Source organism: Mycobacterium sp. SMC-4 (assembly GCF_050205565.1).
Lineage (GTDB): Bacteria > Actinomycetota > Actinomycetes > Mycobacteriales > Mycobacteriaceae > Mycobacterium.
Window position 1 is genome coordinate 178,968 of the sequence record NZ_JBNMQU010000013.1, and the last position, 24,134, is coordinate 203,101.

A 24,134-nucleotide genomic window follows, 5' to 3' on the forward strand; every position below is an offset into this window, starting at 1 on the left:
GGTCGACACGCCGTGTCTCGTCAGCATTCTGCGCGCGCTCGCCGCCGATGATGGAGCGCATGGAGCTCAACGAGACCACAGCGATCGTCACCGGCGGCGGCTCAGGCATCGGCGCGGCGCTGGCCGCCGAGGTGGCCACACACGGGGCGCGCGTCGTGGTCGGCGACCTCGATCTTGACGGCGCGTCCCAGGTGGCCTCGGCGATCGTCAGCACCGGCGGCCAAGCGGTCGCGGTACGCGCCGACGCCGCAGACCCGGCCGACATCGAAGCCATGATCGCCCGCGCCGAAGCCGAGTTCGGGCCCGTCGACGTCTACGTCGCCAACGCCGGCGTCATCGGAAAGCCAGGGCTCGGAGCCGAACCGGACTGGGACGTCATCCTCGACGTGAACCTTCGCGCGCACATTCGCGCCGCAAGGCTGCTGGTGCCGGGCTGGCAGTCCCGCGGGTCGGGTTACTTCGTGTCGGTGGCCTCGGCGGCGGGACTGTTGACGCAGCTGGGCGCGGCGGGCTACGCAGTCAGCAAGCACGCGGCGGTGGGCTTCGCGGAGTGGTTGGCCATCACCTACGGCGACGACGGCATCGGCGTCAGCTGTGTCTGCCCGCTCGGAGTGGAAACACCGCTGCTGCAAGCCATTCGGGAGGTCGACGATCCGGACGCGCGGGTCGGGGCGTCGTCGATCGAGCAGTCGGCAGCGGTGCTGAGCGCATCCGATGTCGCGCGTGCGACTGTCGATGCGGTGCAGTCCGACAGGTTCCTGGTGCTGCCACATGTCGAACTGCTGGAGATGTACCGGCGCAAGGGATCTGACTACGACCGGTGGATCGCCGGCATGCGGCGCTACCAACGGGGACTGCGCGCGCAGTGAGGGGCGGCGAGTGCGCTGACCGGTGAGTCAGCCACCCTCGACCGGGCCGCCGCAGCGGTCCCTGAAGTCCTTCGCGGGCTGACGGATCCGCTCGAGGTCAGCCTTCACCTGTGGATTCGCGTCCATATAGGAAGTCAGCGCCTGCCTCTTCTGATCCTTCGGGACGTCCTTGAGCGAGGTGAAGAAGTCGTTGACCGGCGGATTGGCGAACAGGTAGTCGCCGGTGGCATTGGTGACGCCGGTCATGACCTTGGCGAGATCAGCCGCGGTGCATCCCGCCGGCGCGGGCTGGGCGTGAGCTGGAGCCGCAGCACCCGCCAACACTGCCCCGCAACTCACGGCCGCCACCACTACGCCTCGCGCAAAGCTTCTGTGAGACACGATGTTTCGCTCCTTGGTCGAGTTGGGTCGGATCAGGGCAAGAACCAGTTGTAGCCGTCGTTGCAGTAATAGGCGTCGTACGTGCACGGATAGGGCACCGCGGGCGTGCTGCTCCGGCCCTCGGATTGGCAGGCGCTGACGAAGTCGTAGGTCGTGCACTCTGCAGCCGCGGTGGGTGCGACCAATAATCCGAAAGCAGCCAGAACCGGGACGGCGAAGACATACCAGATCCGCATCCGAAAACCTCCTCGCCGACATTGGAATGCAGTGCGGTATGCACCACGTCTGGGCGGAGTCCCCGATATCGAAGGCGTCAAACGTCAGGTTCGAAATCGGTTCGCGCGCGCTGACGGGCACCGAGTGCACGCAACGTGCTGATGAAATGCGGCGTGTTGACCAGCAGACACGCGCGCTCGGCCAAACGAGGCGACCGCCTTATGACCGGCGGCTTACCGGCGGCGCAGGGTCAGGTGGAAGTCCTTCGGCATCAGCGTGAGTCGCTCGGCGATCTGCAACTCGTAGTCCGGGTCGGCGATCAGGTCATAGCGCCGCAGAATCACCGCCAACAGCAACACCGCCTCGTGCAACGCGAACTGCCGTCCGATGCACGACCGCGGGCCCGTACCGAACGGCCGGTACAACGTCGCCGGACGCGCCTTGACCCGTTCCGGTGTGAACCGGTCGGGATCAAAGACCTCCGGATCGTCGCCCCACCGCGCATCGCGATGCAACGTCATCGTCAGCGCCAACGCCCAGTCCCCCTTGCGCATCGGATACACCCCTGCGAGCACGGTGTCCTCCCGCGCCGCCCGGTAGAACCCCGGAACCGTCGGATGCAGCCGCAGCGACTCGTCGAACACCCGCCGCACGTACCGCAACTTCGCGATCTGCTCGAAACCGGGCCGCGGCTCCTCCCCCCACACCTGCTCGATCTCAGCACGCGCCGCGTCGGCCACCTCGGGATGCCGCGCCAAGAAGTACAACGCGAAAGACAAGGCACCCGAGGTGGTTTCGTGGCCTGCGACCAAGAAGTTGATCAGCTGATAACGGATGTTGGCGGCGTCGAGGTCCGAGTCGAGCATCAACTCGAGCAGGTCGTCGTGACGGCCCGGCCCCTCAAGGCGCCGGCGCTCGACGATCTCGTCGACGATCGCGTGCAACGCCTTGGCGTGCGGCTGGACTTTACGTTCGGCGCGGCGCGCGAGGAACCCGGGCAGGAAGGTCTCGCGCATCACGCCGACCCGGTCGCAGGCCTTCAGCCCCGCCACCATGTGCTCGACGAACGGGTGTGGCTGTTCGGTGTCGAAGCAGCCGAACCGATACCCGGCCGTGCAGCGCCCGATCGTCTCGAGCGTCGCCCGCGTGGTGTCCGCGGAGACGTCCACCGTGCCCTTCGCGTCCCACCGCGCGGTCAGCTCGTCGGCAACGTCACACATCACCGCGTGGTAGCGGCGCATCGCCTGCTGGCTGAACGCCGGCATCAGCACGTCGTGCGCGCGTTGCCAATTCGGTTCGTCGTTGTAGGCGGTGAACAGGCCGTCACCGCCGACCAGGCGCAGCGCGTCGATGTCGGGGCCGACGTGTTTGCAGAAGCGCGACTCGTCGCACAACTCCATCACCGCATCCGCACCGCCCGCGACGACGTATCGCGCCCCGAGAAAACGGAACTCGACCACCGGGCCGAGCGCTACCAGGGCCATCGCCGACTGTGACGGCGTGTCGGCGTCGACGGCGAGGATGTCGCCGAGCAATGGGATCCGCCGGCGGGGATGGGGCAGCTTTGCCCGGCGGCGACTGTCGGCCAAGGTCACCGGCCCAGCGTCTAGTGGAGGTATGTGCCTGTCAAGGCTCTGCCGCACCGGCGAGCGTGTCCGAGAAGTTGACAGGAGATTGCCAGGAACAGCGCGACGTGGGGCCGTGACCTGGCATATAGCAGCAAACGCGGCGTGCCCGGCGACATAGACGGGAAGTGAATTCTTTGCCGAATCTGCAGCGACGGTGCGTGTTCGGCGTATCGTGGCGGATGCCTGGGGTCAGGGGCGGCTGGCTCCCCTAGCTGTCAGACCGACCGCTGATCCCAGGCTCCACACCTCGTTACTCGTGGTGGCCGTGGCTGGGAAGGCCGCAGCGGTTCTTGAAGTCCTTCGCCGGCTGGCGGATCCCCTCGAGATCGGCCTTCACCTGCGGGTTCGCATCGAAGTACGACTGCATCGCCTGCTTGCGCTGCTCACGCGGGACATCCTTGAGCGAGCTGAAGAAGTTGTTGACCGGCGGATTGGCCAGCAGGTAATCACCTTTCGCGTTGGCCACCCCCGACATCACCTTGGCCATGTCGCCGGCCGAACAGCCGGGCGCAGCGGGCGGGGCCGGCTGGGCAGCGGCGGGTGCGGCCACACCGATCAGCACTGCACCGCAGCCGGCGGCAGCCGCCACCAGGCCCTTCGCGAAGATCTTGTGAGACACGAATCGCTCCTCTGTTCAGTCATGCCCTAGTGGGCAGGTTTCCGTTGTCGCGAACGCCATCGTAGGTGCTCCGATACTTAGATAACCGAAGTTTCAGATATCGCGGTCTTTGTGGTCGACGACCGGCGGCCGCCCCAGCGTTCAGCGGCGCCCGCCGCCGATGCCCCCACCGCCGCCGACGCCTCCGCCCGGCCTGCCCGGTGAACCGATCCCCGGCCCGTCCGGCCTCCCGGGACCGCCGACACCGATTCCCGGGTCCCAGTCCAAGTCGACGTCCCACCCGAAGTACTCGTTGCAGTAGTAGTAGTCGTACTCGCACGGGTAGGGGATGTAGGGCCCCGACGAGCCGCTCGGCCCGCCACCGCTGTCGCTGCCACGCGACTCGCCCTGCGAACACAGCGTCGTTCCGCCGACGCTCGTGCAGTCAGCTACCGCCGGCGCAAGGTCCGACACCCCGGCGAAGGTCAGGACGATCCCGCTGAGCACCGCCGCCAGCTTGCTGATCGCAGTCATCGCCGACCTCCGCCGCCACGGCCTCCTCCGCCGCCTCCCGGACGATCCGGACGTCCAGGCTTGCCGATGTCAGGCCGATCTCCCGGCGTGCCGGGCCGTCCGATGCCGGCACCTGGGTCGTCGTCGAGATCCACCACCCAGGTGGTGACGTCGTCGCACTCCCACGGTTCGGGGTAGTACTCGTAGCCGTCACACGGGTACGGGACGAATGGAGCGCTCTCGGCCACACCATCGAGCAGACACATCGAGGCAGGACCGGCGCAGTTCGCGTAAGTCGTTGGTGCAAAGGTCAATCCGAAACCCACCAAGGCGGGCAGGACCAGAATGGCCACAGGGCGCATGACGCACTCCTATCCGGCTGGGGCGACGCAGCCGATGCCTGCGGGCACCGGCACGCCGGCTCTTACAGCCTAAAATGCAGGGGCCTCAATGCCATCCCCCACAACGGGGGAACCCTCCGCGTAGACCAGGACGTCATTCGCCGCAGCGTGCGCGGAAGTCCACGGCGGGCTGGCGGATTGCCTGAAGCTCGTCTCTCACCTGCGGGTTGGCATTGAGGTACTCGCCCAGTGCTACCCGCTTCTCTTCGCGCGGGCGGTCTCCGAGCGTGGTCATGAATTCGTTCACCTCGGGATGGGCGAACAGATAGGCCGAGGTGCTGGCGGTGATCCCCGACATGATGTTGGAGAGATCGGCCGCGGTGCAGTTCGGCGGACGCGGCGGCTGGGCGGGCGCGGGAGTTGCGGTACCGATCAAGACTGCCCCGGCCGCAACGGAGACCATCAGAATCCGCCGGGCAAAACTCCTGTGAGACAACATGTTTCTCCTCTGTCGATGGGTCGGGTCGTCGTCGGCGCTCGTTGTCACGGGATGAACCAGCTCCAGTCGTCGTTGCAGTAATAGTCGTACCCGCAGGAATTCGGAACATGAGGACCGTAGAAACCCTCGGTACCGATACCGCCGAGTGAACAGCGCGTCGAGTTCCCCTCCGTGACACAGTCCGCAGCCGCGACTGGTGCGACGAGAACCCCGGTACCGATGACGACGGGGGCAACAAGCAAGACACGTAACCGCATCACCACACTCCTCACGTGTTTGTTGCGACCTTGGTCATTGCGAGCCCGCGGGTAGCTGATAGGAGCGTAGGAACAAGATCGCAGCCAGGCATCCCCCACAACGGGGGAAATCGTCGCGATGCGCCGGTGTCACGGCCTCAATACTTGCTGCGTCTCAGATGATCTCGGTGTCCGGACTCCCCCGCTTTGGGGGACGACACACGCCTGCCCCGGAACTAGCATCGACCCACGCGGAGGTGAATGATGGACGAACCCACATGGGCGAAGCCCGCGGCCAGGGCAATCCCGCCGACCGGTTACTTCGAGCTCACCCGCGGCCGGTACGGCCCCACCTACCCGCGCACCCCGGCTTGCTACGGGTTCTCCATCATCGCGAAGGTCAAAGATGGCTGTGAAGACGCTGTGCGGGCCTACGGCAGTCAGATTGAAGATGCGGTGGCCGGCAGTCCAGACATACTGGCCCCGTTGAAGCTGCACTATCTGCGGTGGGTGCTCTTCGATGTCGGATCAGGACTGCATTTCCAGTACCAGGGCATCTTCGACACCGACTTCGACAAGTACACCGAAGACGCGGTACGTCTGTTCAGCGAGACGGGCATCACCACCGTGTTCACGAACCTCGAAGGCTTTCCTGAGGATTGGCAGACCAACCCTGAAGCCTTCATCGCGTTCGTGCGCGCGCATCAGTGCCCGAGCTTCCTCGAATACGGTGAGTATCCGTACGTCACCGCCGACGAGATCAAGAAGGCGCTGCGCTTGAAAGACAGCTTCTCGACGATGCTCGACCAAATGCAATGACCCTCGAACTCGACGACATCCAACACATTCTGCTCACCCGGACGCCTGCGTTGACCGGGCGCTACGAGTTCCTGACATTCGACACCGCCGCCGGCGGTAGGGCATGGCTGTCGGAGTTACTGGACAAGGTGCAGTCAGCCGCCGAGGTCCGGCACACCATGGAAGACTCCCGGCGCTGGATCACGTTGGCCTTCACCTGGACCGGATTGCGCGCGCTCGGCGTACCTTCCGATGCGCTGGCGACCTTCCCGGATGCGTTCCGCGAGGGCATGGCAGCACGCGCGGACATCCTCGGTGACATCGGGGAGAATTCGCCTCGGCACTGGGTCGGTGGACTTGCCGGCGAGGACCTGCACGCCATCGCCATTCTCTTCGCACGAGACGACGACGAACATCGCCGCTGCGTCGGGGAACACGACAAACTCATCGCACGCTGCCACGGTGTCCGGACCTTGTCCTATCTGGACCTGAACGCCCACCCGCCATTCAGCTACGCCCACGACCACTTCGGTTTCCGGGATCGGTTGTCGCAACCTGTGATGAAAGGCTCAGGCGAGGAACCGACACCCGGGAGTGGAGGCGCGCTGGAGCCCGGCGAGTTCATCCTCGGATATCCCGACGAATACGGTCCGGTGAACGACATCCCGCAGCCGCACGTGCTGTCCCGCAACAGCAGCTTCATGGCCTACCGCCGCCTGCAAGAGCACGTGGGACGCTTCCGCGCGTACCTCGCCGACAATGCTGACGGCCCGGAGGAACAAGAGCTACTCGCGGCGAAGTTCATGGGGCGCTGGCGCAGTGGTGCTCCCCTGGTGCTGGCACCGACCGCCGACGACCCCGAACTCGGGGCAGATCCGCAACGTAACAACGACTTCGACTACAAGGAGATGGACCCGTTCGGGTACGCGTGTCCGCTCGGGTCACACGCGCGTCGCCTCAACCCGCGAGACACCGCGCACAACGTCAACCGGCGACGGATGATCCGGCGCGGCGCCACCTACGGGCCGGCACTGCCCGACGGCGCCCCCGAGGACGGCCGGGAACGCGGAATCGCCGCCTTCATCATCTGCGCGAGCCTGGTGCGTCAGTTCGAGTTCGCGCAGAACGTTTGGATCAACGACCAAACGTTCCATGAACTCGGCAACGAGCACGACCCGATCTGCGGCGCCCAGGACGGCAGCCTGGACTTCACCGTACCCAGACGACCGATCCGCAAGGTACACAGAGGGATCCCGGCCTTCACCACTCTCAAGGGCGGCGCCTATTTCTTTCTGCCCGGCCTGACTGCGCTGCGATACCTTGCCTCTCCGGAACTTCTGGACAGCTAGGACACCACGATGACAGCCGACACCGTACGCACCTACAACCAGAACCACGTCACCAGGGCTCGCAACGGCCACCGTCGCATCAGCATCTACTGGACCTGGAGTTATCCCTGGGAGGCACAACGGAATCCGGCGGCGATGTCGAACAGGTTCTCGACGATCACCGAGGTGCGCAACGTCACCTACCCCGCCTACGAGAAGCCTGAGTTCGAGTCGGCGAACTTTCTCCAGGGCATCGCCGGGACTCTGGAGCTTTTCCATCGCTCGACCCTGCCGTTCCAAGACCTTGTCGGTGAACTGACCGGACATCCCGTGGCCGTGTTGCAGCGCGTGGATCAGGCCGGCTACCGCCAGCCCATCGACGAGGGAATCCTCGAGGACACCGACACCCTCCTGGTGTTCGGACTCGATCACCTCGACTGCGGTCTGGAGGCCACCGAGGATGAGGTGGACGCCATCAACGAATGGCTGGGCCGCAGCGGCACGTGCCTGGTCTTGGCACCCCACCACGACGTCGGGTTCACCAATGACCTCGCGCAACGCCAGATCGAATACGAACACCACGGCGACCGCCTGGTCCCCCGGCAACAGCGGTTCAGCCAGTACACCCGCTCGCTGATGCGCGGGCTCGGGGTTCCCGTGTGCAACACGTGGGGCTTACGTCCGGCTGTGATCGCCGGCACCAACGACGTTGCGCCGCTCACCGCGTTCCACGAACGCGACGGTCTGGGCCTACTCGACAACGTCCCGAGTTTGAGCTTCCACTCCCACCTGCCGCACTATGTGCTCACCGCACCCGAAGACGATCATCTGCGCGTGCTGGCCCGCCAGCCCGTGGACCTGCAGCGCCCCCACCCTTTCACCGCAGCCGGCAACACGGAGTTCAACGCCGTGATCTGGATGCCGCCGTGCGAAGAGCGCGCCGGCGACATCGTGCTGATCGACTCGACCCACTTCACCACACTGTTCGGCGGCACTGCGAGCCTGCGCAACCTGTGGCGCAACCTGGCGACGATGCGCTGAGATCAGTTGGCCAGCAGTCCGATCCGCCTGGCCTCAGCGACTGCGGCCGCCCGCGACGCGACCCCGAGCTTGCGGTAGATCGCGGCCGCCTGACTCTTCGCCGTTTCCCGTCCGATCGTCAGCTCTTCGGCAATTCCCTGCAGCGAGTAATGCGTTGCCAGATAAGGCAACAACCGCAACTCTGCTGAGGTCAGCGGGTGGGCACCGACGGCGGCCATCGCGCGGACGCGGTCCACGCGCTGCTGCAGCGCCACCGCGTCGGGCTCGCGGGTCCGGTGACGCTCCGCGGCATCCAGGTGGGTATTCAGCAGCTCGTTGTCCTGGATGACCGCCGCCGTCCACGCCAGCAGTCCGTGCCCGAGAAGCGCGGTGCGGGCGGCCAACTCGCCGAGCCTGTCCAGCAGGGTCGTCGTCGTGCAGATCGCTTCCCTGGCTGAGGCGACATCACCGACCCGGGCATACATCACGGCGCTCACCGAGTAGACCACCACCATCGGGACCACATCGCAGAGGTCGTACTTGTCGACGAGGGTCCGCGCCGCCGTGGCGCGCTGAATCGCTCCGTCGTCGTCGCCGGCAGCGAAGTCGAGCAACGCCAGATGGGCAAGCGCAGCCGCCTGGAAGCCGGGTAGATCTTCTGTTGCCGGCAGCGCGGATTCGAGCAGGTTTCGCGCGCGGGAGCTGTGGCCGAGCATCGCCTCGGCGACCCCTTTCATGACCGTCGCCGCACCCCACCACGGATTGACCAGGTTGTCCCCGGCGGCGCGCACGATGTCGGCGTGGTGCACCACATCGCGCACCCCGCCGAGACCGATCAGCGAATTGACCAGCGCAGCGGCCACCGGCACCGACAGCGTGCCGTCAGACAGCGGCCGACCGCGGTCGGCTTGGTGCGCCAGAAGGAGTGAGCGCTGGATCATGTCGGCGTCGGCGGTGACCACTCCGAGCCAGGCGCGCGCCACCGCGGCGTCGGGGTATTCGGTGAACGTCTGCGTGTCGAGCCAACTCAGACGGCGCGCGAGGACACCTGCGCGTCCGTCGAATCCGAGGTGGACAGCTTCTCGGCCCACCAGCGTGGCCGCATGCGCCCGGTCACCGGCGGCCAGGGCCTGCAGGAGCGCGCCGTCGATGTCACCGATGCGTTCCAGGAGTTCGGCTGCTCGATGTGCAAGCTCACGCATCCGTGCCGGTGCGGTATTCCTGAGCCTGCGGCGCAGCACATCTCCGAACAACCGGTGATATCGGTACCAGATGCCGTGCCGGTCCAACGTGACGAGGAACAGATTCCCTGTCCCACAGAGTTTTTCCAGCATGAGGGCAGAGTCGTCGCGTCCGAGGACGACATCGAGTTGTTCGGCGCTGAAGCGTTCCAGCACCGACGATTCCATCAGGAACTGCACAGTCGGACCGTCGAGGCCGCGGAGCACCTCCTCGACCATGTACTCGACGACGAACCTGTCACCGCCGGTCAGGAACTCCGTGCCTGCGCCGTCGCGCAGCGCCATCCCGGCCAGCACGACTCCGGCGCACCACCCCTCCGAAACCTCGGTGACCGCCGAAACCGTGGCCTGATCACACGGCCCGCTGACCGCTTCGAGCGCGGCGGCCGTCTCGACGGTGGTGAACTTCAGTTCCGGCACACCGATCTCGACCAGACAGCGCTGTACCCGACGATGCGCCAGGTGCAGCGGCACCGCGTGGCGGCTGACCAGTGCGACGGTCGTCGTCGAAGGGACCGCATGGATCAGCGCGTCCAGCGCCGCGACCGACTCGGGCGCGCACAACTCGTGGGTGTCGTCGAACACGAGCACCAGCCGGCCCGCAGCATCGAGCACCTTCGCCATCGCCGGCACCAGATGGGTCAGCGGCTCGCGTCCCGGGGCGCCCAAGTAGTCCAACAGGCCGGGGTCACACGCGCCGATCTGTGCGAGGGCGGCGGCGACGTGCAGAAGCAGATGGGTGGGATCGTCGTCGAGGTGGTCCAGCCGCATCCACGCGAACGGGCGCTCATCAGCCTCATCCCACAGCGCCGCGGTGGTCGTCTTCCCGTAGCCGGTCGGTGCGCTGATGGTCACGATGTCGCCATCCCCGGCCTCCAGCAGAGGCACGAGCGTGGCGGGACGTCGGACGATCCCGTCGCCTATCCGCGGCCGTCCGATCGTTGCAGCAGGTATGTGGAGCTGCCGGTCTGCGGCCACCACGAAGACATCGTATGCCCTCACCTGCAGATATATGCGGTTTGTCGGTAGGTCAGGGCACCATGGACTCATGTCTTCGCTGTCGCGGTTCGGTGCGCTGACGCGCGAGTGGTTCGCGGGCACGTTCGTCGAGCCCACCGCCGCGCAGTCACAGGCGTGGGCTGCGATCGCCGACGGCGACAACACGCTGGTCATCGCCCCGACCGGATCAGGCAAGACGCTGGCCGCGTTCCTGTGGGCCATCGACGGCCTGGCCCGCGAGCCGGCTCCCGAGCCCACCACCCGGGTGCTCTACATTTCGCCGCTCAAGGCGCTGGCCGTCGACGTCGAACGCAACCTGCGCACGCCGCTGACCGGGATCTCCCGCATCGCCGAACGCAACGGCGTCGCGCCGCCGGCCATCAGCGTCGGCGTCCGCTCCGGGGACACCACACCGGCCAAGCGGCGCGAACTGATCAGCAAGCCGCCCGACATCCTGATCACCACGCCGGAGTCGCTGTTCTTGATGCTGACCTCGGCGGCGCGCGAAACCCTGACCGGCGTGCAGACCGTCATCGTCGACGAGGTGCATGCCGTGGCCGCCACCAAACGCGGCGCGCACCTGGCGCTGTCCCTGGAACGGCTGGACGCTCTGTTGGAGCGGCCCGCGCAACGGATCGGGCTCTCGGCGACGGTCCGCCCCCAGGAAGAGGTGGCGCGGTTCCTGTCCGGGACGGCGCCCACCACCATCGTCGCCCCGCCCGCGGCCAAGACCTTCGACCTGACCGTCCAGGTGCCGGTGCCCGACATGGCGAACCTGAAGAACAACTCGATCTGGCCAGACGTCGAAGAACGCATCGTCGACCTGATCGAGGCGCACAGCAGCTCGATCGTGTTTGCCAACTCGCGGCGCCTGGCCGAACGACTGACCGCCCGGCTCAACGAGATCCACGCCGAACGCGCCGGCGTCGAGCTCGGCTCGCACAACCCGACGGTGGCCGGCGGGGCGCCGGCGCATCTGATGGGCAGCGGCCAGACGTTCGGGGCCGAGCCGGTGTTGGCGCGCGCCCACCACGGCTCGGTCAGCAAGGAGGCCCGCGCCGAGGTCGAGGACGCGTTGAAGAGCGGCCGGCTCAAGGCCGTGGTGGCGACCTCCAGCTTGGAGCTCGGCATCGACATGGGCGCGGTCGACCTGGTCATCCAGGTCGAGACACCGCCGTCGGTGGCCAGCGGTTTGCAGCGCGTCGGGCGTGCCGGACACCAGGTCGGCGAGATCAGCCAGGGCGTGCTGCTGCCCAAGCACCGTACGGATCTGATCGGCTGCGCGGTCAGCGTGCAGCGGATGCTCGGTGGGCAGATTGAGGCCATGAATGTGCCGGCCAACCCGCTGGACGTGCTGGCCCAGCACACCGTGGCCGCGTGCGCGCTGGAACCGGTCAACGCCGATGCGTGGTTCGACACCGTGCGGCGCAGCGCCCCGTTCGCGACGCTGCCGCGCAGCGCGTTCGAAGCGACCTTGGATCTGCTGTCGGGAAAGTACCCGTCCACGGACTTCGCCGAGCTGCGGCCGCGCGTGGTCTACGACCGCGACACCGGCACACTGACCGCGCGGCCCGGCGCGCAACGCCTGGCTGTCACCTCCGGCGGTGCGATCCCCGACCGCGGCATGTTCACCGTGTTCCTAGCCACCGAAACCCCCTCGCGTGTCGGTGAACTCGACGAGGAAATGGTCTACGAGTCCCGGCCGGGCGATGTGATATCCCTCGGCGCGACCAGTTGGCGGATCACCGAGATCACCCACGACCGGGTGCTGGTGCTGCCCGCGCCGGGAGAGCCGGCGCGGCTGCCGTTCTGGCGCGGCGACGGTGTGGGTCGGCCCGCGGAGCTCGGTGCCGCGATCGGAGCGTTCACCGGCGAGCTGGCGCGGCTGGACCGCCAGGCATTCGAGGAGCGTTGTGCGCAGGTCGGTTTCGACGAGTTCGCTGTCGAGAATCTGTGGCAGTTGATCTCCGAGCAGCGCGACGCCACCTCGGCGGTGCCGTCGGACACCACGCTGGTGGTGGAACGCTTCCGCGACGAACTCGGCGACTGGCGCGTCATCCTGCACTCCCCGTACGGGCTGCGGGTGCACGGGCCGCTGGCATTGGCCGTCGGTAAGCGGCTTTACGAGCGCTACGGCATCGACGAGAAGCCGACCGCCTCCGACGACGGCATCATCGTGCGGCTCCCCGACACCGACGACGCCGCGCCCGGCGCGGACATCTTCGTGTTCGAGCCCGACGAGATCGAGCCGCTGGTCACCACCGAGGTCAGCAGCTCGGCGCTGTTCGCGTCACGCTTTCGGGAATGCGCCGCGCGCGCACTGCTTCTGCCGCGCCGCAACCCGGGCAAGCGTTCCCCGCTGTGGCATCAGCGGCAGCGGGCCGCGCAGTTGCTCGACGTGGCCAAAGGCTATCCGGACTTCCCGATCGTCCTGGAGGCCGTCCGCGAGTGTCTGCAGGACGTCTACGACGTGCCGATGCTGACCGAACTGATGGCGCGCGTGGCGCAACGCCGGGTCCGGATCCTCGAGGTCGAGACGTCGACGCCGTCGCCGTTCGCGGCGTCGCTGCTGTTCGGTTACGTCGGCGCGTTCATGTACGAGGGTGACAGCCCGCTGGCCGAACGACGCGCAGCCGCACTGGCTTTGGACCCGACCCTGCTGGCCGAGCTGCTGGGCCGCGTCGAGCTTCGTGAACTGCTCGACCCCGACGTGATGGCCACGACCACCCGGCAACTGCAACACCTCACGCCCGAACGCGCCGCGCGGGACGCCGAAGGAGTGGCCGACCTGCTGCGGCTGCTGGGCCCGTTGACCGAAGACGAGATCGTGCAGCGGTGCTCGGTCGACGACGTCGGCGGCTGGCTGGAAGGCCTCCTGGCGGCCAAGCGGGCGCTGCCGGTGTCCTATGCGGGGACGTCGTGGTGGGCGGCGATCGAAGACATCGGGCGGCTGCGCGACGGCGTGGGGGTCGCGGTGCCGGTCGGCGTGCCGATGGCCTTCCTCGAGCCGGTCGTCGATCCGCTGGGCGAACTGCTGGCCCGCTACGCGCGCACGCGAGGGCCGTTCACCACCGTCGATGCGGCCTCCCGCTTCGGGCTCGGGGTGCGGGTGGCCGCCGACGTGCTGGGCCGGCTGGCCGCCGATGGCAAGCTCATGCGCGGTGAATTCACCGATGCACCAGTCGATTCCGGCGACCAATGGTGTGACGCCGAGGTCCTGCGCATCCTGCGGCGACGATCCCTGGCGGCACTGCGGGCGCAGATCGAGCCGGTCAGCACCGCCGCGCTGGGCCGCTTCCTGCCGGCGTGGCAACAGCTGGGCAACGATGCGGTGTCCGGCGTCGACGGGTTGGCCTCGGTGATCGACCAGCTGGCCGGGGTGCCGATGCCGGCGTCGGCGGTCGAGCCGCTGGTCTTCGGCCAACGCGTGCGTGACTATCAGCCGGGCATGCTCGACGAGCTGCTGGCCTCCGGTGAGGTGCTGTGGTCCGGGGCCGGGACGTTGTCGTCGGCCGACGGCTGGGTGGCGTTCCATCCGGCCGACACCGCACCACTGTCGCTGTCGGAGGTCGGCGAGCTGGACCTGACCGATGTGCACCGCGCCCTGCTCGACGCACTGAGTGGTGGCGGGGCGTACTTCTTCCGGCAGCTGTCGGTCGACGGCGTCAGCGCTGAGACGTTGAAATCCGCTCTGTGGGAACTGATCTGGGCAGGCTACGTCGGTGGCGACACGTTCGCGCCCGTGCGGGCGCTGCTGGCCGGAACTCGCGCGTCGGGTCCCCGGCGTGCGGCTGCACCGTCGCATCGGCACCGGCGCGCGCCGCGGTTGAGTCGCTACAGCATCAGCTCCGCCGGGCTGGGCGCGCACCGGGACACCGATCCCACGGTGGCCGGGCGTTGGTCACTGCTACCGCCCGCCGAGGTGGACACCACGGTGCGCGCGCACTATCAGGCCGATCAGCTGCTGGCCCGGCACGGTGTGCTGACCAAAGGTGCGGTGGCCACCGAGAACATCCCCGGCGGATTCGCGGCGATGTACAAGGTGCTCACCACCATGGAGGAAGCCGGCCGCTGCCAACGCGGCTACTTCGTCGAATCTCTGGGCGGTGCACAGTTCGCGACCGCCAGCACCGTCGACCGGCTGCGCAGCTACGCCGACAGCATCGACGACGAGACGCGGGCCCACGCCGCGGTCGCCCTGGCGGCCACCGACCCGGCCAACCCGTACGGCGCTGCCCTGCCCTGGCCCTCGCGTGACGACGACAGTGCGCACCGGCCCGGACGCAAAGCCGGGGCGCTGGTGGTCCTCGTCGACGGCGAGTTGGCGTGGTTCGTCGAGCGCGGCGGCAAGTCGCTGCTGAGCTTCGCTTCCGACGCCGAAACCCACAATGCAGCGGCGTCGGCCTTGGCGGAACTCGTCTCCCGGCAACGTGTCCCGGGACTGCTCGTGGAGCGCGTGGACGGCGTACCGGTACTCGAGCAGCGCGACTCGCTGGTCACCGAGGCGCTGGTGCATGCCGGATTCTCCCGCACACCCCGCGGACTGCGGCTGCGCTGATGCCTGAAGGCGACACCGTGTTCCGCGCGGCGGCCAAGCTACGCGAAGCGCTGGAAGGCAAGACGCTGACCCGCTGCGACATCCGGGTTCCGCGCTACGCCGCAGTGGATCTGAGCGGGCAGGTCGTCGACGAGGTACTCAGCCGCGGCAAGCATCTGTTCATCCGGGTCGGTGCGGCCAGCATCCACTCGCACCTGAAGATGGAAGGTGCGTGGGTGATCGGGCGGGTGCGCGTGCCGTCATACAAGGTGCGAATCGTGTTGGAGACAGCGGATTCCCGCGCCTCGGGTGTGGATCTGGGCGTGCTCGAGGTGCTGGAGCGGGCTTCTGACATGTCCGTCGTCGACCATCTCGGGCCGGACCTGCTGGGCCCGGACTGGAACCCCGACGTCGCTGCGGCGAACCTGATGGGCGATCCGGCGCGACCGCTGGCCGAGACGCTGCTGGATCAGCGCGTGATGGCCGGGGTCGGCAACGTCTACGCCAACGAGTTGTGCTTCGTGTTCGGGTTGCGGCCGTCGACGGCAGTCGGCGAGGTGGGTGATCCGTTACGGTTGGTGAACCGTGCACAACAGATGTTGTGGCTCAACAGGTTACGCCTCAACCGCACGACCACCGGCAACACACGCGGCGGGCAGGACCTCTGGGTGTATGGCCGTGACGGTCAACCGTGCCGGCGCTGCGGCACCACCGTCGTCGGGGACCGCACCGGCGACCGCAACACGTTCTGGTGCCCGGCCTGCCAGCGGTAGCTTCGACTCTGTCCCCAACTTCCCGCCGAAATTGCATTCCACGCGCGTCAACTGTGGATAACTCCCACGCTGTACGCAATCTCGTCGGTGCCGGTGCTGATGATTCGGGCCATGGGAAACATCATCGTCGGCACCGAGGCGGTCGCCTCCGGTCTCGTCACCGAGCACCATCTCCGTCGCCGCTATCGGCCGCTCTTCCCCGACGTCCACATAGCCGCGGGCATCGCACCGACGGTGCGTGACCGCGCCGAGGGCGCGTGGTTGTGGTCGCGCCGAGCAGGCATCGTCACCGGGCTGGCCGCGGCGGCGCTGCACGGATCGCTGTGGGTCAACGACGACATCGACGTCGAGTTGATCTTCAAATGCCCACGGCCCCCGCGCGGCATCGTCGCTCGGTCCGATCGCGTCGCCGACGACGAGTGGCGGGAGATCGCCGGGATGCCCGTCGCCACGCCGGCGCGGACTGCGTTCGACCTCGGCCGGTTCCGCCGCTACGACGCGTTAGGCCGTCTTGACGCGCTGATGCGTGCAGCCCCCTACTCAATCGAGGACGTGCTGCTGCTCACCAAGCGCTACAAGGGCGCTCGAGGTGTCGCACTGCTGAAGGCGCTGCTGCCTTTCGTCGACGGCGGCGCGGAATCCATCCCGGAATCGTGGTGGCGCAAGCTCGTCATCGACGCCGGCTTTCCCGTACCGCTCACGCAGATCACGGTTCTCGACGAGTTTGGCACCTACCTGCGCACCCTCGACTTCGGCTGGCCCGACTACCACGTCGGCTTCGAATACGACGGTGAACACCATCAGTCCGACCGCGAGCAGTACCTCAAGGACCGCTGGGTCATGCCGCAACTGCGCGCTCTACGCTGGCACGTCGCCAGCGTCGTCAAGGAAGACAACCCCGTCGTCGTCATTCAACAGCTGAGCGAGGCGATGCACGCCCGCGGCTGGCACGGCACCGTCCAGGTCCCGCGCTATGCCTACCGCCGTTGGGCTTGACCCCTTCCGCCCCGCGCCCCCTTCGCCGAACTTGCATTCCACGCGCGTCAACTCACGGTTTGACGCGCGTGGAATGCAAGTTCGGCGGGCTAAAGGAGGGTCGGGTCGCCGTCGGGGATGACGAACGACGCGCCGGTCTGGACCGGCGCACCCGGCGTCGTCACGAACGGCACGGTCCGGAAGTCCGCACGGACCTCGTCGCCGGTGATGCGGGTACGCACGTAACCGCGGCGATTGCTGAAATACCGGATGTGCGGGTTCTCCGGCAGGATCGCCTCGGCGTCCGCGCGAGTATCGGAGCCGTCACCACCCGACGAGATCGACGACGTCACCAATTCTGTTGCCACTTTGGGCGACTGCGGATCGCCGGCGCGCTCGTACACTTCGGCGGCCCAGTGCGCGTGTACGTCGCCGGTCAACACCACCGCGTTGCGTACGTTGCGCATGCCGGCCGCGATGCGGTCGCGATTGGGGACATAACCGTCCCACGCGTCGGGGTTGAAGCCGCGCCCCGGCCCGGGGGTCAGGTCCATCTGGCTGAACAGCACCTGCTGGCCGAGCAGGTCCCAGCGAGCCTGCGAGACCTGAAAACCGTTGAGCAGCCACTGTTCCTGCGCCGGACCGGTCAAGGACCGGAACGGGTGGAAGCGCTCCGGACAGTCGCTACGATACTCATCGCCGCACGCCTGATCGGTGCGGTACTGGCGGGTGTCGAGCATGTGGAACGTCGCGAGTCCACCCCAGCTGACGCGCCGGTAGAGCTGCATGTCGACACCGCGCGGGCGCGCCGAGGCCCGCAGCGGCATGTTCTCCCAGTAGGCCTGCAGCGCGGTGACCCGGCGCGCGCGGAAGTCCGCCTCGACGTTCTCGGGGATCTCGCCGGCCCAGTTGTTGTCCACCTCGTGATCGTCGAAGGTCACCAGCCACGGCGCCGCCGCGTGGGCGGCCTGCAGGTCCGGATCGGTCTTGTACTGGGCGTGGCGTTGCCGGTAGTCGGCCAGCGTGACGATTTCGGGGCCGGCATGCGCGCGCACGCTCATGTCGCGGGGTCCGTACTCGTACAGATAGTCGCCCAGATGCAGCACCAGATCCGGATTCTCCTGCGCCAGATGGTGATACGCGGTGAACCAGCCCTGCTCGAAGTTGGCGCACGAAGCGAAGCACATGGTCGTCGGCCCCATGGAGCCCGGCGCCGGTGCGGTGCGGGTGCGGCCCGGCGGTGAGATGTCGCCGTTGACGCGGAAGCGGTAGAAGTACTCGGCGCCGGGGTTCAGGCCGGTCGATTCGACGTGCACGCTGTGCGCCGACTCGGGAACCGCGGTGACGACCCCGCGCTGGGCGATCCGGGTGAACGCCTGGTCGTGGGCGATCTCCCACTCGACGTCGACAGGCCGCGGCGGCATCCCGCCGAGCCCGTCGCCGGCCAGCGGATCGGGTGCCAGCCGAGTCCAGAGCACCACCCCGTCGGGGCTCGGCTCCCCCGACGCGACGCCCAGGGTGAACAGGTCCGGCGGCACCGGGCTGCGGAGGATGTCGACGCCGGTGAACCCGACGACAGGAAGGACCGAGAGGCCGAGGGCTCCCTTGAGCATCGAGCGGCGTGAAACCGGCACACCGCAGTGTCAGATGCTGACCTTGCCTGTCGATGACGGGAAGACGACCGGCGTCCCACCGATGATCGAAATCGCTTTCCCGCGGGCCGGCGTCACCGCGGTATGTGAGGCGTCCTGGCTAGACCGTGCAGTCGACGCCGGCGACGTCCCGTGCGATCACGCACGCCGACGGGTTCGACAGCTTCCACGCACCGTCCTGGTTCACCCAGTAGATGTTGTGGGTCTTGGTGCCGAAGATCGGGATGGTCACTGCGATCTGGGCGTCCAACTGATCGCCGTTGAGCACCGGATTCTGGACCTGCCAGTTGACCATGCCGCCATAAGAGTTCAGCCGGTTGGCGATGTTGTCCGCCGTCGGCACGGCCGCATCGCCGCCCGCGAGCTTGGCGGCCCGCTCGGCGGTCGGGGCGCCGGTGTCGAGCACCTGGCGCAGCTCCGAGGTCAGCTCGCCGGCGCTCGGGGTCGCAGGCTGCGCCCACGCCAGCCCCGCGCCACCCATGGCACCCGCAGCCATCACCGTCATCGCCGCTAGCGCAGCACGCATGAATTCCTCCCAAACATGGACCCGACCCTGGGACACCCCACCACGTCGGGGGCCGCGCCACAAGACCTACGTCCCGCCCCCGCCGAACTTGCATTCCACGCGCGTCAAACTGCGAGTTGACGCGCGTGGAATGCAAGTTCGGCGGGGTTGGGGAGCTACGTCCACGGCAACGCGAGGCGGACGACCTTGCGCACCACGGTCGCGAACTGCCGCGGCAGCGGTCCGCTGTTGTAGGGCACGCCGTAGCGCTCGCAGATCTCGCGGACCTTCGGCGCGATCTCGGCGTGCCGGAAGGCCGGGATGTCCGGGAACAGATGGTGCTCGATCTGGAATGACAGGTTCCCGGACAGGATGTGGAACAGTTTCCCGCCGCTGAGGTTCGCCGACCCCAGCACCTGTCGGAAGTACCACTGCCCGCGCGTCTCGGCCTTCGTCTCCTCGATCGAGAACTCCTGGACATCCTCGGGAAAGTGCCCGCAGAAGATGATCATGTACGCCCACACGTTGCGCATCAGGTTCGCGGTCAAGTTCCCGGCGAACACCCACGGCGCGAACGGACCGGCCAGCAAGGGGAACGCCACATAGTCCTTGAGTGTCTGCCGCTTGGTCTTGTCCCAGATCTCGCGCAGGATCTCGCGCTTGTCTCGGACCGAGATCTCGCCGGCGCGGATGCGCTCGGTCTCCAGCTCGTGCAGCGCCACCCCGTACTGGAACAGCACCATCAGCAGGAACGCATACACCGGGTTGCCCAGAAAGTACGGCGACCATTTCTGGTCGGGGCTCATGCGCAGAATGCCGTAGCCGATGTCGCGGTCCAGCCCGACGATGTTGGTGTAGGTGTGGTGCATGTAGTTGTGCGAGTGGCGCCACTGGTCGGCCGGGCAGGCGGTGTCCCACTCGAAGCCGCGGCTGGAGATGGCCGGGTCACCCATCCAGTCGTATTGGCCGTGCATGACGTTGTGGCCGATCTCCATGTTGTCGATGATCTTGGAGAAGCCCAGCATCGCGGTGCCCGCCAGCCAGAACGGCGGGAGGAAGAGCAGTGCACGGCCGCCGACTTCGAGTGCCCGCTGGGCCTTGATCATGCGACGGATGTAGGTGGCGTCACGTTCGCCGAGGTCGGCGATGATGCGCTCTTTGAGCGCGTCGAGTTCGCGGCCGAACGCCTCGGCCTGCTCGGGGGTCAGGGTGACGGTCTTGCCCGCGACGGTCTTGGTGAGCGTGCGGGCCAGCGGTTCGGTGGTGCTGGGAGCGGTCATGATGACTCCGTTCGGTCGGGCGTCGAGATTGCATCCTGTGCGCGATTTCGGCGATTTGACGCGCGTGGAATGCAATTTCGGCGGGGTTTTAGAGGTCGAGCGTGACGTCGCCGACGGGCGCCGACACGCAGATCTGCACGTCCTCGGCATCGGGGGTGGACAGCGCGCCGGTGACGACGTTGCGGACGACACCGCTGCTCTTGCGGCGCGTGCAGGAGAAGCAGATGCCCATGCGGCATCCACTCTCCGGGGTCAGGCCTGCGTTTTCGGCCTGGTCGAGCAGCGGACGCCCGTCGTCGACGACGTCGATGCCGGCGTCGGCGAAAGTGACTCGCCCACCGCTGGACTGGGCTTCGAAGACGGGCGGGACGAAGCTCTCCGAGCGTGCGTGCGGGTACTGCTCGCGCACCGCGTCGACGAGCGATGGCGGCCCGCACACGAAGACGGCGTCGGCGTCGCCCAGCGGCTCGAAGCGCGGCGGCAGGTCTGATCCGGCGCGGTCCCGCGTATAGCCGTGCAGGACAGAGACGTTCGACATCTCGGCGGCGATGGCGGCGAGCTCGTCGCGGTAGCACGCATCGTGGGCCGAGCGTGCATAGTGCGCGAACACCACGTCGTCGCGGTGTCCCCGCGCGTGCAGCGTGCGCAGCATCGACATCACCGGAGTGATGCCGCTCCCGCCGGAGACGAACAGGACGCGGCCCGGCACGGCCGGCAATGTGAATTCGCCGCCCACGGAGTCCAGCCCGACGACCATTCCGGGCCGGGCATGTTCGAACAGGTACGTCGAGACCAGGCCCCCGTCGTGTCGACCAACGGTGAGCTCGAGGTGCGTGTCGCCCTCGGCGTTGGCCGGCGAATACGGCCGGGTGCGTCGGCGCCCGTCGATCTCCACGGACAGGTTGACGTGCTGGCCCGCGCGGAATCCAGTGAACACTCGGTTCGGCACCAACGTGAGCGTCACGCTGCGCGGCGTCGCGCGCCGCACCGCCACCACTCTGGCGCGGGCGTCACCGCGTGACCAGGTGCGATCGACCAGTTCGGTGTAGCGATCGACGCCGTGCGGGCCTGTCAGCAGGTCCAACAGCGAGGATGGCCGCACCCTCGCGAGCGTTTCGGTGAACATATGTACACCGTGCGCGCCCCATCGGAGCGCGTCAAGGGGATCGCCGCAGGTGTGTCCGCCTTCACAAATGTTCTGCCGGCATGGGACGTGCGATATTCGGAAATAACAGGACCGGCGTCCCGCAACCCGGTGAGTACAACCAGTGTCGGAGCGTGGTTCGAATGACCGCGACTTCTGGCGCCGTCGGATCAACGCCCCCGGCAAACGTCTGTACGCTCGGCCGGGTGGCCAGCGCGCACCATTCGTCGCGGGCCGATCGATCGCGCTCCAGCCGGTCCGATCGGCCACGCTCCCGCAGCACCCGCGACAGCCCGACGCGCGAGGAGCGTAAGCAAGCCACGCGCCAGGCCATCATCGACGCGGCCCTTCAGCTTCTCGAGGACCACAGCTTCTCCGCGCTCAGCCTGCGCGAGGTGACGCGCGCGGCCGGCATCGTGCCGGCGGCGTTCTACCGGCACTTCGAAAGTATGGAGGCGTTGGGCCTGGTCCTCATCGACGAGTCCTTCCGTAGCCTGCGCGACATGCTTCGCGGGGCCCGCGCGGGAAAGCTGGACCCCGAGCGCGTCATCGAGTCCAGCGTCGACATCCTGATCGACGGCGTCAACGAACGGCGTGAGCATTGGCGCTTCATCGGCCGGGAACGCAACAGCGGTGTCTCTGTCCTGCGCTATGCGATCCGCACCGAAATCCGTTTGCTCACATCAGAACTCGCAATCGACCTGGCCCGATTCCCTGGCCTCAACGGTTGGAGCGGTGAGGATCTCAACATCCTTGCGTCCCTGTTCGTCAACGCGATGATCGTGATCGCCGAAGCCACCGAGGACACCAAGGACCCGGCCGCGCTCGATGAGATCAAGCGGGTCGCTGTCAAGCAGCTGCGAATGATCGTCGTCGGCATTGCGGGTTGGCGCAGTAGCACCGACTAGCTGCGGCTAGCGTGAAACACATGGCCGATCTGGAAGTGGACTATCCCCGCACCGACATCGCTGTGCTGAAGCTGAACCGGCCCGAGAAGCTCAACGCACTGTCCTACGAGCTCGTCCAGACCCTCCACACCACGCTCGACGAGATCCACCGCAACAACGACTGCCGAGTCGTGGTGCTGACCGGCGCTGGCCGCGGATTCTGCTCGGGACTCGACCTCACCGATCCCAATCCCAACAAAGCGGGCGAGGGAATGGAGTTCCCCCGCTCGGCCATGCGGTGGCAAGAGCTCATCGCCGACCTGACCACGCGCATACAGCGACTACGGCAGCCGGTCATCGCCGCGATCAACGGCGTGGCGTACGGCGGCGGACTGGGCATCGCCGCGGCATGCGACATCCGCGTCGCGGCCGAATCCGCCCGATTCTGCACTCAATTCATCAAATTAGGACTCGGCGGCTGCGACATCGGCGTCAGCTACACACTGCCGCGCATCATCGGTGCCGGCCCGGCGTTCGACCTCATCCTGACGGCCCGCGCCATCGATGTGCAGGAAGCACTCAGACTGGGACTGGTATCCCGGGTGACCGCCGACGGATCCGTCGTCGACGAGGCGCTCAGCATCGCGGAAACCCTGTGCGGCTACGGCAGGTTCGGAGTCGAATCGACCAAGCAGGTGCTGTGGGCCAACCTCGAGGCGCCCAGCCTGGAAGCCGCACTGCAGGTGGAGAACCGCAGCCAGATCCTGGCATCGACCAGCGGCGAGATCCGCGACGCTAGCGAGGCGTTCCGCCGCCGTCCACGATCATGACCGTCCCGGTGATATAGCTGCCCGCATCCGACGCCAACAGCAGTGCAGTGCCCACGATCTCGTCCGGCGACGCCAGTCGCTTCATCAACGTGCTGCCGGCCATCGCGTCGATGGCCTCCTGCGGGTTGTTGCGCATCATGTCGGTGTCGACCGGTCCGGGGGCGATCGCGTTGACACGGATTCCCGCCGAGGCGAACTCCGCAGCCATCGACCGGGTGAACGACATCAAGGCCGCCTTGTTGGCCGAATAGATCGACGTGAACGCCGAGAAGTTGAACGCCCCGACCGAGACCATGTTGATCACTGCGGCTTTAGGACTGGCCTTCAGGTATGGCAGGGCCGCCTGAACGAGGAAGACCGGTCCCCGCAGATTGACCTCGAACGACTTCATCAGCGCGTCGGGCGTCATCTGACCGAGCGGTTGCGCCAGCGCATTCGCCGCATTGTTGACCACCACGTCGACGCCGCCGAACTCGTCAACGGTCTTCTGTACCAACGCCTCGAGGGCGTCGACTTCACCCAGGTGCGTCGGCACACCGAGCGCCACTCCGCCGAGTTCACGCAAGTGCTGAGCAGCTTGCTCACACGCGTCTGGCTTGCGACTGGCCACCACCACCCGGGCGCCTGCGAGAGCGAAGCCCTCCGCCAGGGACAGGCCGATACCCCGGGTGCCGCCGGTGATGATCACGGTCCGGTCGGTCATGTCGAAAAGACGGTCAAATGCAGTGCGATCCACGGTCGTCAGTCAAACAGATCCTGTTTACCCGTGGTACGGCGATCCCTCAGATGCAGCCACTGACGCTGATCCGACGTCCCACGCTCGCACACACATCGACGTGCGGCGCCGGAGGGACGTCGGATCAGCGTCAGTGGCTGCATCTGAG

At 67.2% G+C, this 24,134-nt stretch carries 22 protein-coding genes; 9 read left to right on the forward strand and 13 right to left on the reverse strand.

Translation table 11 applies throughout. The annotated features are described in order from the left end of the window. Positions 1-59 precede the first annotated feature (59 nt). Positions 60-869 carry an SDR family oxidoreductase gene (locus ACQI46_RS21915; protein WP_427096150.1) on the forward strand — a complete coding sequence of 270 codons (810 nt, stop codon included), beginning with the start codon at positions 60-62 and terminating at the stop codon, positions 867-869. 27 nt (positions 870-896) lie between these two features. On the opposite strand, the gene ACQI46_RS21920 is transcribed toward ACQI46_RS21915, so the two are convergent. From ACQI46_RS21920 to ACQI46_RS21950, 7 genes are all read right to left on the reverse strand, one after another. Next, positions 897-1,337: a heme-binding protein gene (locus ACQI46_RS21920; protein WP_427096151.1), complete on the reverse strand. Its 441-nt coding sequence runs from the start codon at positions 1,335-1,337 to the stop codon at positions 897-899. Further along, entirely contained in the window at positions 1,283-1,486 is a 204-nt protein-coding gene (locus ACQI46_RS21925; protein WP_427096152.1) for a hypothetical protein, read from the reverse strand. Before ACQI46_RS21925 ends, ACQI46_RS21920 begins: the two co-directional genes overlap by 55 nt. 213 nt (positions 1,487-1,699) lie before the next feature. Beyond that, a complete protein-coding gene (locus tag ACQI46_RS21930) occupies positions 1,700-3,061 on the reverse strand; it encodes a cytochrome P450 (RefSeq protein WP_427096153.1) in 1,362 nt (453 codons plus the stop codon). Positions 3,062-3,344: 283 nt separating this feature from the next. Further along, positions 3,345-3,713: a heme-binding protein gene (locus ACQI46_RS21935; RefSeq protein WP_427096154.1), complete on the reverse strand. Its 369-nt coding sequence runs from the start codon at positions 3,711-3,713 to the stop codon at positions 3,345-3,347. A 141-nt stretch (positions 3,714-3,854) separates the two neighbouring features. Further along, the gene (locus ACQI46_RS21940) at positions 3,855-4,226 is read right to left on the reverse strand and encodes a hypothetical protein (RefSeq protein ID WP_427096155.1); all 372 of its coding nucleotides are present in this window, start codon (positions 4,224-4,226) and stop codon (positions 3,855-3,857) included. Continuing rightward, positions 4,223-4,567: a hypothetical protein gene (locus tag ACQI46_RS21945; protein ID WP_427096156.1), complete on the reverse strand. Its 345-nt coding sequence runs from the start codon at positions 4,565-4,567 to the stop codon at positions 4,223-4,225. Before ACQI46_RS21945 ends, ACQI46_RS21940 begins: the two co-directional genes overlap by 4 nt. Before the next feature lie 133 nt (positions 4,568-4,700). After that, positions 4,701-5,045: a heme-binding protein gene (locus ACQI46_RS21950; RefSeq protein WP_427096180.1), complete on the reverse strand. Its 345-nt coding sequence runs from the start codon at positions 5,043-5,045 to the stop codon at positions 4,701-4,703. A gap of 500 nt (positions 5,046-5,545) precedes the next feature. On the opposite strand from ACQI46_RS21950, the gene ACQI46_RS21955 reads away from it, so the two are divergent. The 3 genes from ACQI46_RS21955 to ACQI46_RS21965 are packed head-to-tail and all read left to right on the forward strand — an operon-like array spanning position 5,546 to position 8,448. Further along, entirely contained in the window at positions 5,546-6,100 is a 555-nt protein-coding gene (locus ACQI46_RS21955) for a hypothetical protein (protein ID WP_427096181.1), read from the forward strand. Beyond that, complete coding sequence (locus ACQI46_RS21960; protein ID WP_427096157.1) at positions 6,097-7,428, forward strand: Dyp-type peroxidase; 1,332 nt, start codon at positions 6,097-6,099, stop codon at positions 7,426-7,428. Before ACQI46_RS21955 ends, ACQI46_RS21960 begins: the two co-directional genes overlap by 4 nt. Positions 7,429-7,437: 9 nt before the next feature. Next, on the forward strand, positions 7,438-8,448 hold the full coding sequence (locus tag ACQI46_RS21965) for a hypothetical protein (protein ID WP_427096158.1): 1,011 nt from the start codon (positions 7,438-7,440) through the stop codon (positions 8,446-8,448). A gap of 2 nt (positions 8,449-8,450) precedes the next feature. Here the strand turns inward: ACQI46_RS21965 and ACQI46_RS21970 are convergent, their stop codons facing one another. Further along, positions 8,451-10,523 (reverse strand): LuxR C-terminal-related transcriptional regulator, encoded by a 2,073-nt coding sequence (locus ACQI46_RS21970; RefSeq protein WP_427096159.1) that lies wholly within the window; start codon positions 10,521-10,523, stop codon positions 8,451-8,453. Positions 10,524-10,716: 193 nt separating this feature from the next. Here ACQI46_RS21970 and ACQI46_RS21975 point away from each other — a divergent pair, with 193 nt between their 5' ends. The 3 genes from ACQI46_RS21975 to ACQI46_RS21985 all read left to right on the forward strand — a co-directional run bounded on the left by ACQI46_RS21975 (position 10,717) and on the right by ACQI46_RS21985 (position 16,973). Further along, positions 10,717-15,225, forward strand: coding sequence for an ATP-dependent helicase (locus tag ACQI46_RS21975; protein WP_427096160.1), 4,509 nt, complete (start codon positions 10,717-10,719; stop codon positions 15,223-15,225). Next, positions 15,225-15,977: an endonuclease VIII Nei2 gene (nei2, locus tag ACQI46_RS21980; RefSeq protein WP_427096161.1), complete on the forward strand. Its 753-nt coding sequence runs from the start codon at positions 15,225-15,227 to the stop codon at positions 15,975-15,977. Before ACQI46_RS21975 ends, nei2 begins: the two co-directional genes overlap by 1 nt. A 111-nt stretch (positions 15,978-16,088) precedes the next feature. Beyond that, entirely contained in the window at positions 16,089-16,973 is an 885-nt protein-coding gene (locus ACQI46_RS21985; protein ID WP_427096162.1) for a hypothetical protein, read from the forward strand. An 89-nt stretch (positions 16,974-17,062) separates the two neighbouring features. Here ACQI46_RS21985 and ACQI46_RS21990 read toward each other — a convergent pair whose 3' ends face one another. The 4 genes from ACQI46_RS21990 to ACQI46_RS22005 all read right to left on the reverse strand — a co-directional run bounded on the left by ACQI46_RS21990 (position 17,063) and on the right by ACQI46_RS22005 (position 21,515). Continuing rightward, entirely contained in the window at positions 17,063-18,586 is a 1,524-nt protein-coding gene (locus ACQI46_RS21990) for an alkaline phosphatase D family protein (protein WP_427096163.1), read from the reverse strand. A 118-nt stretch (positions 18,587-18,704) separates the two neighbouring features. Then, positions 18,705-19,130: a hypothetical protein gene (locus tag ACQI46_RS21995; protein WP_427096164.1), complete on the reverse strand. Its 426-nt coding sequence runs from the start codon at positions 19,128-19,130 to the stop codon at positions 18,705-18,707. Positions 19,131-19,285: 155 nt separating this feature from the next. Then, on the reverse strand, positions 19,286-20,389 hold the full coding sequence (locus ACQI46_RS22000; RefSeq protein ID WP_427096165.1) for a fatty acid desaturase family protein: 1,104 nt from the start codon (positions 20,387-20,389) through the stop codon (positions 19,286-19,288). Between the two features lie 88 nt (positions 20,390-20,477). Beyond that, on the reverse strand, positions 20,478-21,515 hold the full coding sequence (locus ACQI46_RS22005; RefSeq protein WP_427096166.1) for a flavin reductase family protein: 1,038 nt from the start codon (positions 21,513-21,515) through the stop codon (positions 20,478-20,480). Between the two features lie 224 nt (positions 21,516-21,739). Between ACQI46_RS22005 and ACQI46_RS22010 the strand changes: the two genes are divergently transcribed. After that, positions 21,740-22,441 carry a TetR family transcriptional regulator gene (locus ACQI46_RS22010; protein ID WP_427096167.1) on the forward strand — a complete coding sequence of 234 codons (702 nt, stop codon included), beginning with the start codon at positions 21,740-21,742 and terminating at the stop codon, positions 22,439-22,441. A gap of 20 nt (positions 22,442-22,461) precedes the next feature. Continuing rightward, a complete protein-coding gene (locus ACQI46_RS22015) occupies positions 22,462-23,250 on the forward strand; it encodes an enoyl-CoA hydratase/isomerase family protein (protein ID WP_427096168.1) in 789 nt (262 codons plus the stop codon). Here the strand turns inward: ACQI46_RS22015 and ACQI46_RS22020 are convergent. Further along, the gene (locus ACQI46_RS22020; protein WP_427096169.1) at positions 23,216-23,986 is read right to left on the reverse strand and encodes an SDR family NAD(P)-dependent oxidoreductase; all 771 of its coding nucleotides are present in this window, start codon (positions 23,984-23,986) and stop codon (positions 23,216-23,218) included. The genes ACQI46_RS22015 and ACQI46_RS22020 overlap by 35 nt on opposite strands. Positions 23,987-24,134: the final 148 nt, after the last annotated feature.

What these genes read in the sequence shown, in the direction of transcription:
- ACQI46_RS21915 (WP_427096150.1), top strand. Translation starts at nt 60, where the DNA reads ATGGAGCTCAACGAGACCACAGCGATCGTCACCGGCGGCGGCTCAGGC.
- ACQI46_RS21925 (WP_427096152.1), bottom strand. Translation starts at nt 1,486, where the DNA reads ATGCGGATCTGGTATGTCTTCGCCGTCCCGGTTCTGGCTGCTTTCGGA.
- ACQI46_RS21940 (WP_427096155.1), bottom strand. Translation starts at nt 4,226, where the DNA reads ATGACTGCGATCAGCAAGCTGGCGGCGGTGCTCAGCGGGATCGTCCTG.
- ACQI46_RS21945 (WP_427096156.1), bottom strand. Translation starts at nt 4,567, where the DNA reads ATGCGCCCTGTGGCCATTCTGGTCCTGCCCGCCTTGGTGGGTTTCGGA.
- ACQI46_RS21950 (WP_427096180.1), bottom strand. Translation starts at nt 5,045, where the DNA reads ATGTTGTCTCACAGGAGTTTTGCCCGGCGGATTCTGATGGTCTCCGTT.
- ACQI46_RS21955 (WP_427096181.1), top strand. Translation starts at nt 5,546, where the DNA reads ATGGACGAACCCACATGGGCGAAGCCCGCGGCCAGGGCAATCCCGCCG.
- ACQI46_RS21960 (WP_427096157.1), top strand. Translation starts at nt 6,097, where the DNA reads ATGACCCTCGAACTCGACGACATCCAACACATTCTGCTCACCCGGACG.
- ACQI46_RS21965 (WP_427096158.1), top strand. Translation starts at nt 7,438, where the DNA reads ATGACAGCCGACACCGTACGCACCTACAACCAGAACCACGTCACCAGG.
- ACQI46_RS21975 (WP_427096160.1), top strand. Translation starts at nt 10,717, where the DNA reads ATGTCTTCGCTGTCGCGGTTCGGTGCGCTGACGCGCGAGTGGTTCGCG.
- nei2 (WP_427096161.1), top strand. Translation starts at nt 15,225, where the DNA reads ATGCCTGAAGGCGACACCGTGTTCCGCGCGGCGGCCAAGCTACGCGAA.
- ACQI46_RS21985 (WP_427096162.1), top strand. Translation starts at nt 16,089, where the DNA reads ATGGGAAACATCATCGTCGGCACCGAGGCGGTCGCCTCCGGTCTCGTC.
- ACQI46_RS21995 (WP_427096164.1), bottom strand. Translation starts at nt 19,130, where the DNA reads ATGCGTGCTGCGCTAGCGGCGATGACGGTGATGGCTGCGGGTGCCATG.
- ACQI46_RS22000 (WP_427096165.1), bottom strand. Translation starts at nt 20,389, where the DNA reads ATGACCGCTCCCAGCACCACCGAACCGCTGGCCCGCACGCTCACCAAG.
- ACQI46_RS22005 (WP_427096166.1), bottom strand. Translation starts at nt 21,515, where the DNA reads ATGTTCACCGAAACGCTCGCGAGGGTGCGGCCATCCTCGCTGTTGGAC.
- ACQI46_RS22015 (WP_427096168.1), top strand. Translation starts at nt 22,462, where the DNA reads ATGGCCGATCTGGAAGTGGACTATCCCCGCACCGACATCGCTGTGCTG.